The sequence below is a fragment of the Jeotgalibaca porci genome, from assembly GCF_011299095.1.
In the GTDB taxonomy this organism is placed as follows: domain Bacteria; phylum Bacillota; class Bacilli; order Lactobacillales; family Aerococcaceae; genus Jeotgalibaca; species Jeotgalibaca porci.
In genome coordinates, this window is sequence record NZ_CP049889.1 from 171,803 (window position 1) to 184,509 (window position 12,707).

9 protein-coding genes are annotated in these 12,707 nt (G+C 41.0%); 1 reads left to right on the plus strand and 8 read right to left on the minus strand.

The features are described from left to right. Positions 1-25: 25 nt before the first annotated feature. The 4 genes from pflA to parE form a co-directional block, all read right to left on the minus strand. Complete coding sequence (gene pflA, locus G7058_RS01010; protein WP_166061802.1) at positions 26-787, minus strand: pyruvate formate-lyase-activating protein; 762 nt, start codon at positions 785-787, stop codon at positions 26-28. A 108-nt stretch (positions 788-895) separates the two neighbouring features. Beyond that, entirely contained in the window at positions 896-3,124 is a 2,229-nt protein-coding gene (gene pflB, locus G7058_RS01015) for a formate C-acetyltransferase (RefSeq protein WP_166061803.1), read from the minus strand. Positions 3,125-3,406: 282 nt separating this feature from the next. Continuing rightward, positions 3,407-5,884 (minus strand): DNA topoisomerase IV subunit A, encoded by a 2,478-nt coding sequence (gene parC, locus G7058_RS01020; RefSeq protein ID WP_166061804.1) that lies wholly within the window; start codon positions 5,882-5,884, stop codon positions 3,407-3,409. Continuing rightward, entirely contained in the window at positions 5,884-7,953 is a 2,070-nt protein-coding gene (gene parE, locus G7058_RS01025; protein ID WP_166061805.1) for a DNA topoisomerase IV subunit B, read from the minus strand. Before parE ends, parC begins: the two co-directional genes overlap by 1 nt. A gap of 203 nt (positions 7,954-8,156) precedes the next feature. Here parE and plsY point away from each other — a divergent pair, with 203 nt between their 5' ends. Continuing rightward, positions 8,157-8,765, plus strand: a complete 609-nt coding sequence (gene plsY / locus G7058_RS01030) for a glycerol-3-phosphate 1-O-acyltransferase PlsY (protein WP_166061806.1) — start codon at positions 8,157-8,159, stop codon at positions 8,763-8,765. A 63-nt stretch (positions 8,766-8,828) separates the two neighbouring features. Here the strand turns inward: plsY and codY are convergent, their stop codons facing one another. Genes codY through xerC form a run of 4 tightly spaced genes read right to left on the minus strand, consistent with a single transcriptional unit; the run spans position 8,829 to position 12,546 of the window. Next, on the minus strand, positions 8,829-9,635 hold the full coding sequence (gene codY / locus G7058_RS01035) for a GTP-sensing pleiotropic transcriptional regulator CodY (RefSeq protein WP_166061807.1): 807 nt from the start codon (positions 9,633-9,635) through the stop codon (positions 8,829-8,831). A 12-nt stretch (positions 9,636-9,647) separates the two neighbouring features. Continuing rightward, positions 9,648-11,054, minus strand: a complete 1,407-nt coding sequence (hslU, locus tag G7058_RS01040) for an ATP-dependent protease ATPase subunit HslU (RefSeq protein ID WP_166061808.1) — start codon at positions 11,052-11,054, stop codon at positions 9,648-9,650. A gap of 15 nt (positions 11,055-11,069) precedes the next feature. Further along, on the minus strand, positions 11,070-11,597 hold the full coding sequence (hslV, locus tag G7058_RS01045; protein ID WP_166061809.1) for an HslVU peptidase proteolytic subunit: 528 nt from the start codon (positions 11,595-11,597) through the stop codon (positions 11,070-11,072). 25 nt (positions 11,598-11,622) lie between these two features. After that, a complete protein-coding gene (gene xerC, locus G7058_RS01050) occupies positions 11,623-12,546 on the minus strand; it encodes a tyrosine recombinase XerC (RefSeq protein WP_227004462.1) in 924 nt (307 codons plus the stop codon). Positions 12,547-12,707 lie beyond the last annotated feature (161 nt).

A 12,707-nucleotide genomic window follows, 5' to 3' on the forward strand; every position in this document is an offset into this window, starting at 1 on the left:
CGCCTTTTTCCTTTTTTATCACTGATTAAACGTTTAAATAACCGTTGTATTCATCGCAGCGCAATAATTTACGCGCATTCATAACGCGTTCGTGTGTCGGCGACTCGATACCTTCTAATTTATACGGAATTCCCAATGCTTCGTACTTGTAGACACCCATCTTATGATACGGCAGAATTTCGACTTTTTGAACATTCTTCAAGGTTGCAATGTAGTCGCCCAGGCGGATTAGGTATTCATCATAATCAGATCGTTCCGGTACTAATACGTGACGGATCCAAGCTGGTTTTCCAATTTCAGATAAGTATTCTGTCATTTCCAAAATACTCTTATTGGACCACATCGTTAATTTCTTATGGCCAAGGTCATCAATATGCTTAATATCCATCAGAATAAGATCAGTTACTTCCATTAACGCTTCGAATCTTCCAAAAAACGGCTCATCACGTGTAAAAGGTTGCCCACACGTATCTAAGGCTGTATTCACACCGAGTGCTTTCGCTTTAGTAAATAGTTCAATAATAAAATCAATTTGAAGTAAGGGTTCACCACCGCTGACGGTAATCCCACCCTTTTCTCCCCAGAACTCGCGATATTGAAGAGCCATGTCCAGAACTTCGTCTGTTGTCATTTCATTTCCGCCACCAATATTCCAGGTATCAGGGTTATGACAGAATTCGCAACGCATACGACACCCCTGCATAAATACAATAAAACGAATACCAGGTCCATCCACGGAACCAAAACTCTCAGTTGAGTGTACAAAACCTGTCATTGGGTTAGTCATAAGTCATTTCTCCTCCACGATTTCTTGTGATTTTCCGACCAAAAGGAAAGAGCGTGTCTCATTCCCTTTGGTCGAAAACGGAGGCAGGGCCTCCGCATTCGAATAGTATTACATGCTTTCGTGCATTGTACGGCTGATAACATCCATTTGTTGTTCGCGCGTCAATTTCACAAAGTTAACTGCGTATCCAGATACACGGATTGTCAATTGTGGGTAGTTCTCTGGGTGCTCCATTGCATCCATAAGTGTTTCACGGTTGAATACGTTAACGTTCAAGTGGTGACCACCTTTACGTACATAACCGTCTAACATGTTTGATAGGTTTTCTTCTTGCACTTCATCTTCACGTCCCAAAGCTTTTGGTACGATTGAGAATGTGTTTGAGATACCATCTAATGAGTAACGGTATGGAATCTTCGCTACTGAAGAAAGACTTGCTAAAGCACCATGTGTATCGCGACCATGTTGTGGGTTAGCACCTGGAGCGAATGGTACGCCTGCTTTACGCCCGTCTGGTGTAGCACCCGTACTCTTACCGTAAACAACGTTTGAAGTAATTGTTAGGATTGATGTTGTATGTTTTGCATCACGGTAAGTTTTGTGTTTTTTAACTTTACTCATGAAGTCTTTCAACAACCAGACTCCAATTTCATCCGCACGGTCATCGTTATTACCGTATTTTGGATAATCGCCTTCGATTTCAAAGTCTACTGCAATTCCGTGTTCGTCGCGGATTACTTTAACTTTTGCGTGTTTAATCGCTGAAAGAGAGTCGATTGTTACAGAGAAGCCAGCAATACCTGTTGCCATTGTACGCATAACATTTGTATCATGTAGTGCCATTTCTAAATCTTCATAACTGTATTTATCATGCATATAGTGGATAACGTTCAGGATGTTGATATACATACCAGCAACCCATTCGTTCATCATATCGAATTTTTCCATTACTTCGTCATAGTCTAAGTACTCAGAAGTAATTGGTTGGTATTTAGGACCAACTTGTTTTCTTGTAACTTCGTCCACACCACCGTTGATTGCATACAACAATGATTTAGCCAAGTTCGCACGCGCTCCGAAGAATTGCATTTGTTTACCGATACGCATTGCAGATACACAACAAGCGATTCCGTAGTCATCGCCCCACTCTGGACGCATTACATCATCGTTTTCGTATTGGATTGAGCTTGTAACGATGGAAATGTGTGCACAGAAACGTTTGAAGCCTTCAGGCAAGCGTGTTGACCATAGTACTGTCAAGTTTGGCTCAGGAGCAGTTCCCATGTTTTTCAATGTTTGTAGGAAACGGAATGAGCTCTTAGTTACGAGCGTACGGCCGTCTTCACCCATACCACCGATTGCTTCTGTTACCCATGTTGGGTCTCCAGAGAATAGTTCGTTGTAATCTGGTGTACGAGCAAATTTAACCAAACGTAGTTTCATTACAAAGTGATCAACGATTTCTTGTGCTTCTTTTTCTGTTAACGTACCGTTTTCTAAATCACGTTGGATATAAACATCCAAGAATGTAGAAACACGACCTAGGGACATTGCTGCACCGTTTTGTTGTTTAACAGCAGCCAAGTAACCAAGGTATAGCCATTGGAATGCTTCTTTAGCTGTTGTAGCTGGTTTAGAAATATCAAATCCGTAGATGTTTCCTAATTCTTTCAAGTCTTTCAATGCGCGATATTGCTCGCTCATTTCTTCACGTAAACGGATAATATCTTCTGACATTGTGCCGTTACCAAGAACTGCGAAGTCTTTTAATTTTTCTTGCATTAGGAAATCGACACCGTATAATGCAACACGACGGTAATCTCCGATAATCCGGCCACGTCCGTATGCGTCTGGTAAACCAGTGATGATTTTGTTTGAACGTGCGTTACGCATTTCTGGCGTATAAACGTCAAATACACCTTGGTTATGTGTTTTTCTGTAGTCACGGAAAATATGGGAAACTTCAGGATCGATTTCGTAACCGTAAGCTTCTGCTGATTGCTCACTCATACGGATTCCGCCAAATGGTTGCAATGAACGTTTGAAAGGTTTTTCTGTTTGGAAACCAACAATTTGTTCTTTGTCTTTATTCAAATAACCTGCATCATGGGATGTGATTGTTGATACGACTTTCGTATCCATATCAAGTACGCCGCCAGCTTCCATTTCTTGTTTCGTTAAGTCCATTACTTGAGCCCAAAGTTCGTTTGTTGCTTCAGTTGGTCCTTCCAAGAATTCTGCATCGCCTTCATACGCTGAGTAGTTTTGTTGGATAAAATCGCGAACGTCAACTTCTGTTTTCCAAGTCTTGCCTTTGAAACCTTGCCATTGTTCCATAACTAAAATCCTCCTAATAAATACCTGTTTTTTTAATTTGTGAATTATGTAACACCTTTAACAAATTCATTATAACACGTTTTACAGTTTGTGCAATGTTTTTCATGCATTTTGTTATTTTTATGTTTCAACTTCTAAAAAACCGATACGCACCCTTATAAATCAACGTTCTTAAAGATAAATATTATTAATCACTTAATTCATTATTTATCTTTAAAAATAAAAACAGCCTCCATCTGTATTATATAACAGATGGAGGCTGTTTCAATTGTATCGATACAGTTAGCTTTCTGCATCCAATTGTGAAATGGGATACAACTTCTTGATAGCATGAATGTGTCCATCTTCGCTCTCAACAAGGATAGACGTGCCATTCGTATAGCGTGGTGTAAAGGGAACATTTTTGCTGATCAGTTCTTTTACTTTCCCACGTGTCGTCTTAATGGTGTACAAGTCTTGGCTGTCTGGATTTGAATCCATATACACAATTCGGTGCGGATTTGTTTTTAGCTCTTTGATTAACATGAGTCCGCGCTTCGCTCTACCCAGACGGGAAATCTCACCTGTTCTGAAACGCTTCGCATTCCCTCTTTGGGTCATAATCAAAAGAGGATGTTTGTCATCATCTACTTCAAAGATTGTTGCCCCTACTACATAGTCATCGGCTCTCAAGTTGATCGCTTTCACGCCGCTTGTGCGAATACCAGTCGGCGTTACCTCTTCTAATAGATAACGTAGGCTGAATCCACCGTTGGTAATGAAGAGAACTTCATATTGTTTTTCCGTTTCATCACTAAAGTGAATGTTTTGGACAATATCATCGTCCGTCTTCAACTTGATAGCGACCGCTTTTTTACGTTTGTATCCACGGTAGGTCTGATATTCTGACAAGAGCGTCCGCTTAATCATACCTTCCTTTGTGATAAATATGACTGTTTGTTTATCCGTAAGCGATTCTTCATGTTTGACAATGCGTGCATTTACAATTTCTTCGCCTGCTGCAAAAGGAATGGTTTGAGAAATATGGTGTCCCATCTCTTTCCACTTCAATTCCGGTAGCTCATGAATTGGCAAGTGCAAGTAGCTGCCTTTATTTGTAAACATTACAATCGCATCTAAAGTCGAGGCTTTTTCGATTAAGAGCGGCTGATCCCCTTCTCTTAACCCTAAACCACTGGCTTCCGTGGCTGCAAAGGAGCGGAAGGTCGTGCGTTTGTAATACCCTTCTTGGGTCAGTACAACGAATACTTCCTCATCCGGAATAAGGACTTCCGTTTCGATTTTAATCTCTTCGATTTCTGCTTCCAGGCTGGATAAGCGTGGTGTTGCGTATTTCTTCTTAATTGCCATCAGTTCGTTCTTCATGACCATGCGTAACGTCATGTCATTGTTTAAGATACTGTTGTAAGAGGCCACTTGTTCATTCAAATCAAGTTTTTCATTTTGCAAGGAAACGATGTCTGTATTCGTCAAGCGATACAATTGTAAAGATACAATCGCTTCGGCTTGCGTTTCAGAAAACTGGTATGTTTCCATTAAATTATTTTTGGCATCTTTCTTGTCCGAACTATTCCGTATTAACGCAATAACTTCATCCAAAATTGATACTACCCGAATTAAAGCATCCACAATATGCAAGCGCGCCTCTGCTTTACGCAGATTAAAACGCGTGCGGCGGATGATGACTTCTTGTTGGAAGGTAATATAGGCACTGAGAATTTGTGCCAATCCAACTTGTTGTGGTCTTAATTCGTCTATCGCAATCATGTTAAAGTGATAGTTGACTTGCAAATCGGTATTTTTGAACAAATAGTTCAAAATACCTTCTGCATTGGCGTCTTTCTTAAGCTCTACCACAATTTGAAGTCCTTCGCGGTCTGTTTCATCCCGCACCTCGGAAATGCCCTCTATCTTACGATTTAGACGTATCTCATCCATACGCTTCACAAGCAAAGCCTTGTTTACTTCATAAGGAATCTCGTTAATAATGATTTGCTGTTTCCCACCGCGCAATGATTCAATCTTGGTAACAGAACGAACAACCACTTTACCGCGTCCTGTTTTATAGGCGCTCTCCAGTCCGGCTTTCCCTTGGATAATCCCACCTGTCGGAAAGTCAGGTCCTTTGACATATTTCATCAACTGCTTGATTGTTGCTTCAGGGTTATCAATTAAATGAACCGTTGCATCAATCACCTCACCCAAGTTATGCGGAGGAATATCCGTTGCATAACCGGCTGAAATACCTGTCGTTCCGTTTACTAAAAGGTTTGGATAACGTGCAGGCAATACCATTGGTTCTTCATCTGTATCATCGAAGTTTAGGATAAAGTCAACAGTATCACTATCGATATCACCCACGAGTTCCGAAGAAATCTTAGCAAGACGTGCTTCTGTATACCGCATCGCCGCTGCCGGATCTCCATCCATACTCCCGTTATTCCCGTGCATTTCAATAAGCGGTTCACGCATTTTCCACTCTTGACTCAAGCGGACCATCGCCTCGTAAACACTTGAATCCCCGTGTGGGTGATAGTTCCCGATTACGTTACCAACTGTTTTAGCTGATTTACGAAATTGTTTTTCTGATGTGTTTCCGCTGACATACATCGCATATAAGATACGACGCTGAACAGGTTTCAACCCGTCTCGAATGTCAGGAAGTGCTCGGTCTTGGATAATATATTTAGAGTAACGACCAAAACGGTCACCCATAATATCTTCCATCATGATTTCTTTAATATCTTGCTCGAAGGCCATTAAATCTCCTCGCTTTCAAAGTTCAATGTCAATTGAGCGGCATCGTCATTTGTTGTATTCGTCTGCTCTAATGCTGCGTGTTCTTCTTGCTTATGTTTCTTCATTTGATCAGAAGCAGTTCCGTCAGATTCTTCCAGAATACTCTTATCATCTTCAAGTGAAAATTGGACGTTATTCTCAATCCATTTACGACGCGGCTCCACCTTATTACCCATTAATGTTGTCACACGGCGTTCCAGAGTCGCTTTGTCATCAATAACAACTCGAATAAGAGTACGTGTTTCAGGATTCATAGTTGTATCCCATAGTTGATTGGCGTTCATTTCCCCCAACCCTTTGTAACGTTGAAGAATGTAGCCTTTTCCAACTTTTTTAACGGCACCTTCGAGTTCTTTTTCTGTCCAGGCGTATTCAATGATTTCTTTTTTACCTGATTTCTTCGAAACTTTGTAAAGAGGCGGTTGGGCTAAATAGATTTTCCCTTCCTCTAATAAAGGTTTCATGTAACGGTAAAAGAATGTTAATAAGAGCGTTTGGATGTGAGCACCGTCTGTATCCGCATCGGTCATGATAATAACTTTATCGTAACTACTATCTTTTACGTCGAAATCGGGTCCAACCCCCGCACCGACCGTGTGGATAATGGTGCTAATCTCTTCGTTTTTCAAGATATCTTGCATGTTCGCACGTTCGGTATTAATAACCTTTCCACGTAATGGCAAGATGGCTTGGAACTTCCGGTCGCGACCTTGTTTAGCAGAACCTCCGGCAGAGTCACCCTCGACCAAGAATAATTCGTTCTTGCTGGCGTTTTTCCCTTGCGCTGGCGTCAATTTACCCGAAAGTAATAATTCACCTTTTCGCTTCTTACCGTTCCGCGACATTTCACGCGCTTTTCGAGCCGCATCACGTGCTTCGCGTGCTTTAAGGGCTTTACGTACCAACATTTGACCTACTTCACCATTTTCGAGTAAATAGATACTCAAATGCTCGTTAATCAAATTATCAACGATTGCACGTGCTTGGGGTGTTCCCAATTTTTCTTTCGTTTGTCCTTCAAATTGCAAAATGCTTTCAGGCACCCGCAAGGATAGAACAGCAGTCAGACCTTCACGCACATCGCTACCTTCTAAATTCTTATCTTTTTCTTTCAGGAGACCGACTTTACGGGCATATTCATTAAACGCCTTTGTCATACCTGTTTTGGCACCGACTTCATGTGTTCCTCCGTCTTTCGTCCGCACGTTATTGACAAAGGACAAAATTGTTTCGGAATAGCCATCGTTATACTGAAATGCAAATTCCACTTCGATTTCTTCAACTGTTGCTGAAAAAGCAGCAACGGGATTCAAAGTGTCTTTTTCTTCATTCAAGTAACCAACAAATTCTTTAATGCCTTCTTCATACTTAAAGGTATCACTCTTGTCGTTACGTTCATCGATAATAGTAATCTTTAGACCTTTAAGCAGGAATGCTGATTCACGCATACGCTCAGCAAGTGTATCGTAATTTAAATGAGCACTGCCAAATATTTTTGGATCCGGCAGGAAATGAATTGAAGAGCCGTTGGGTTTATTGACCTTGGCTTGTTTTTTCATTTTACCTTTGGGCTTCCCACCATCTACAAATGAAACGGAGTAAAGCGTTTTATCCCGCACGACACTGACTTCCAAGAATTCAGATAACGCGTTTACCACGCTGGCACCAACCCCGTGCAAGCCTCCCGACGTTTTATAACCGCCTTCTTGCCCGAACTTACCTCCGGCATGCAAGACTGTAAAAATAACTTGAATCGTCGGAACACCACTTTGGTGCATCCCGGTTGGCATACCACGGCCGTTATCCGTAACCGTGACGCTTTGATCTTTATGTAGTTTGATTACTATCTCATCAGCGAAACCAGATAAAGCTTCGTCGACGGCGTTGTCTACAATTTCATAAACCATATGGTGTAGACCACGACTATCTGTAGACCCGATATACATACCTGGTCTTTTTCTAACCGCTTCAAGGCCTTCCAGCACTTGAATAGCGTCATCATTGTATTGATTCTTTTTTGTTTCTACCATCGTTAAACTCCTTTTTCGTACGGAATTCGAACATCCATTCTATCATAATACTTGATATTTTAAACATTGTAAAAGAATTTTGGAAAAATTAATACTTAAGAATGTTATTGTAGCAAGGTTTTACTAAAATCGTGATAGGAAACACGAGGGTTTAGTGGTAAACTAGCTACGAAGTATTTATATGATTATTAGGAGTGACATTTTTGAGTACGATATTAGCGATACTTTTAGCATATTTATTAGGATCCATCCCATCTGGCGTATGGATTGGGAAATATTTCTATAAAACAGATATCCGTGAATACGGTAGCGGAAATATGGGAACGACGAACACTTTTCGTGTCTTAGGAACGAAAGCAGGCGTTATCGTGTTAATCATGGATATCTTAAAAGGCTCTATTGCAACATTGCTGCCTATATGGTTGGGAGCACCTATTCATCCTTTATTTGCCGGAGTATTGGCTGCGCTTGGACATACATTGCCTATTTTCGCCGGTTTTAGAGGCGGAAAAGCAGTTGCGACCAGTGCCGGTATTATCTTAGCATATAATCCCTTGTACTTTACACTTGCGATTACGTGTTTCTTAATTTATTTGTATTTTTCCAGCATGGTGAGTTTTTCAAGCATTACGGCTTGCCTGAGTGCTGTTGTTATCTCCTTGTTTATGGGTGATTTTTGGTTAACAATCGTGACCATCGCTTTGACCACTTATATCATTATCCGTCATCGTGAAAATATCGGACGGATCCGTGCAGGTACAGAAAGTATGGTCCCTTTCGGTCTGCGCTACAAACGTAAAAATAAAGAATAAGCTGCTTGTTTAAGCAAAGTAAAAAAAGTAAGGTTGGGGAAAAAATCCCGACCTTACTTTTTTTCACTTTATATCCAGCTTGTCTTTCATTTGATTCAGGAGAATATCGGAGCGGACTTTAATATACGTCCCCTTCATTCCTAAAGATTTCGACTCTAGAATTCGAGCCGACTCTAATTTTCTTAATGCATTCACAATCACAGAGCGTGTAATACCTTTCGCTGCTGATATTTGTGACGCATTAATACGTGTTTCTAATCCCTCAACCTGCGAGAAGATTTCTGTAATCGCTTCGGTCTCACTGTAGGAGAGAGATTGCAAAGCGATTGTCACAGCCGTTTCTGCACGTGTCGCCAACTCTGTCTGAAGGTTCATTAAATGCAACACTTCTACACCGATTACCGTCGCACTGTGTTCGGCCAAGATTAAATCCCCGCTGTCAAACGGACGGTTTAACCGGGCGAAAATTAAGCTGCCCAAACGATTTCCAGCTGCAAAGATAGGTGTTACGGTCGTTAAGCCGGTGACGAAAATATCACGCGTCTCGACCGGAAAAACACTTAAATCGGATTCAATGCCAATATTAGCTGTTGTCTGTTTGATTTTATTAATTTCGTTAGTATAGACAAAAGGAAATTTCTTATCAGCCAGCATCTGTTTCACCCGGGCATTATTAATATCAATGGCTTCGCTGAATCCTAGCAACTTGCCGTCTTTATCAATCAAATAGGTATTCGCGCCTAGGATTGCTGCCAAACGTTCAATCATATCCAGAAAAGGTAGATTACTCATCTTTTCCCGGTTGATAAATCCTTCTTCTTTTTGCAGCATCTGATTTATTGTTCGTAAGCGTTCTAAAATTTCATCCATGTACCATCAACCTCACAGAATATAACGTCTTAAATCTTGATCCTCAACAATATGTGCGATTTTCTCATCGACATAATTCGCTGTGATTGTAATTTCTTGTCCTGGCATGTCTGGTGACTCAAACAATAAATCTTCCAGTAACTTCTCTAAAATCGTATGCAGACGGCGCGCACCAATGTTATCGGTCTCTTCGTTTACTCGAGCTGCAATTGCCGCCAAGCGTTCAATCGCTTCTTTAGTGAAGATGACTTTTACATCCTCTGTCTCCAGAAGAGCACGGTATTGTTTAATTAAAGCATTATTTGGTTCCGTCAAAATGCGGATAAAGTCTGCTTCCGTCAAATCATCTAGCTCGACTCTAATCGGGAAACGCCCTTGTAACTCGGGAATCAAGTCACTTGGCTTGGCAACGTGGAAGGCACCTGATGCAATAAAAAGAATGTGATCCGTTTGGATATTTCCATACTTCGTTGATACTTGAGAGCCCTCAACAATCGGTAGGATATCACGTTGGACACCCTCACGGGATACTTGTCCGCCTTGGTCCGATTTGGATGTGATTTTATCAATCTCATCGATAAAGATAATGCCGTTTTCTTCAGCCATTTTCAATGCTTCCGTTGAAAGGTCATTTTTGTCAATCAATTTATCGGTTTCTTCATCCGTCAAAACCTTGATGGCATCTTTCACTTTCAATGTTCTTTTCGTTTTCTTCTTCGGTGTCATGGAATCCAATGCAGATTGCAACATCATCATTTGATCGTTGTTCCCCATTGCTCCTAGCGGGCTGCTATTTTTTTCCACGACTTTAATCGTTACTTCGCGATTATCCAGAACACCTTTTTTCAATTGCTCCACAATTTCACGGCGTTGTGAAGCTACTTCTGCGGTTACTTCTTCTGTTTCTTCCTCTTCTGGCATCATATCCGCTGGTAAGCCAAACTGTTGGAACATGCTTTGCATCGGATTTTGATTGTTTGCTTTTTTCTTGATGACACCTGGTTTTAGTACTTGCGCAATCCGTTCGAGTGCTTTTGCATACGCTTGGCTGTATACATCACTGCGCTTCTCCTTCTCAACTAAGGAAATGGCATGTTCGACTAAATCACGTACCATAGATTCAACATCTCGGCCGACGTACCCGACCTCCGTAAATTTGGTTGCTTCTACTTTGACAAAAGGCGCATGGACTAAACCAGCCAAACGACGGGCAATTTCCGTTTTACCTACACCTGTCGGTCCAATCATCAGAATATTCTTCGGTGTGACTTCTTTCTGCATATCTTCCGGTAATTGCATCCGACGATAACGGTTGCGTAATGCAACGGCAACGGATTTCTTGGCATCATTTTGACCAATAATATATTTATCAAGTTCAGCGACCACCTGACGTGGGGTCTGATTTATTTTCATATTCATTCCATCTGCTCCTTCTTAAACAAATTCCTCAACCATGATGGCATCATTCGTATACACACAGATTTCTGACGCGATTTTTAGACTTTGGTAAGCCATATCACGTGCAGACAAATCCGTTTTATTTCGTTTTAGTGCACGAGCAGCAGCCAAGGCGAAATTCCCGCCTGAGCCAATTGTTAAGATTCCATCATCCGGTTCAATGACTTCGCCACTCCCTGAGACTAAAAACATCTGGTCTTTATCCATAACAATTAACAATGCTTCAAGTTTCTGCATTGCACGGTCACCGCGCCATTCTCTGGCAACTTCAATAGAAGCACGCAGTAAGTTCCCTTTATATTGATTTAACTTCTCTTCGAATTTATCTTCCAATGTAAAAGCATCTGCAACACCACCCGCAAAACCAACAATGACTTGATCATTGTATATGCGTCTAATTTTTTTTGCAGAGCCTTTCATAATAACGGATTCTCCTAATGTTACTTGACCGTCTCCAGCCATTGCTGATTTCCCGTTATGTTGAATCGCACATATTGTTGTCATAATAAATCTCCTTTATCTCATTCGTTTAAGTTTCATTTGATTTTCGCTTCGCACGTGGATGAAAGGCTTGATAGTTTCTCTGTAAGGCATCTTTCGTCACATGAGTATAGATTTGGGTCGATGATAGGCTGGCATGTCCTAAAAGCTCTTGAACGGTCCGTAAATCGGCACCTTCATTTAACATATCCGTTGCAAAGGTATGTCTGAGCATGTGTGGATGCAAAGTTCCTGTTTGTCCTGATTTTTTCATGACTTGCTTTAATACATATTCAATTCCACCAGATGTAATCGGCTCACCCAACCGATTCACGAACAGATAATCATGTTGTTGGTTGTATTTGGTCATGAGTGGAAGACGACTTTTTTCGAGGTACATTTCAATTGCTTCTAAGGCAAAATGACCAAAGGGAACATAGCGCTCTTTATTTCCTTTACCAAAAATTAAAATCACACCCAATGCCATATCGATATCGGACATTTGAATATTTCTGCATTCACTGACACGTATCCCCGTTGCATACAAAACTTCAAGTAAAGTGACATTTCGGTAATCCAACGGTTCATCCCCGCGTGCGGAATCAAATATCTTATCCAGTTCGTCCTGGTAAAGATATTTCGGCAAGCGCAGGGTGCGGTTTTTATAGGAAATACTCGCGACGGGGTTTTCCGTCACCTTATTTTCCCGTAATAAAAAACTATAAAAACCTCTTAGACTGGATAACATGCGTGAGATACTGTTCCGACTCATTTGCTCTTCATCCAGAAAGCTCAAATACAATCGCACATCAATCAACGCGACGCTCTTAAAATCCCCTTCTCCAGTCTGCTTTAAATAACCTTCGAACTTTCTCAAGTCCTGAAGGTAAGCTTTAACCGTCTCATCGGAATAACGTCTCTCTATCGCTAAATAATGTACAAATAATTCTAATAAAGCATCGTTATCTTTCACAGGTATCTCTCCAATCCTTACACTAAAATAGCACATGGACAGCTTTAGTTCAATTATAGAAACCGAACATCAGCCATTTTGATACCGTTTTCCATCTTTTTAACAAAAAATTAGAAAGTTCACCCACCGGAACGATACAAAATAAACGGGCTAGGAAATAG

Coding starts and splice junctions, on each gene's coding strand:
- hslU (WP_166061808.1), bottom strand. CDS start 11,054: ATGAATATGAAAATAAATCAGACCCCACGTCAGGTGGTCGCTGAACTT.
- pflB (WP_166061803.1), bottom strand. CDS start 3,124: ATGGAACAATGGCAAGGTTTCAAAGGCAAGACTTGGAAAACAGAAGTT.
- codY (WP_166061807.1), bottom strand. CDS start 9,635: ATGGATGAAATTTTAGAACGCTTACGAACAATAAATCAGATGCTGCAA.
- parE (WP_166061805.1), bottom strand. CDS start 7,953: ATGGTAGAAACAAAAAAGAATCAATACAATGATGACGCTATTCAAGTG.
- pflA (WP_166061802.1), bottom strand. CDS start 787: ATGACTAACCCAATGACAGGTTTTGTACACTCAACTGAGAGTTTTGGT.
- parC (WP_166061804.1), bottom strand. CDS start 5,884: ATGGCCTTCGAGCAAGATATTAAAGAAATCATGATGGAAGATATTATG.
- hslV (WP_166061809.1), bottom strand. CDS start 11,597: ATGACAACAATATGTGCGATTCAACATAACGGGAAATCAGCAATGGCT.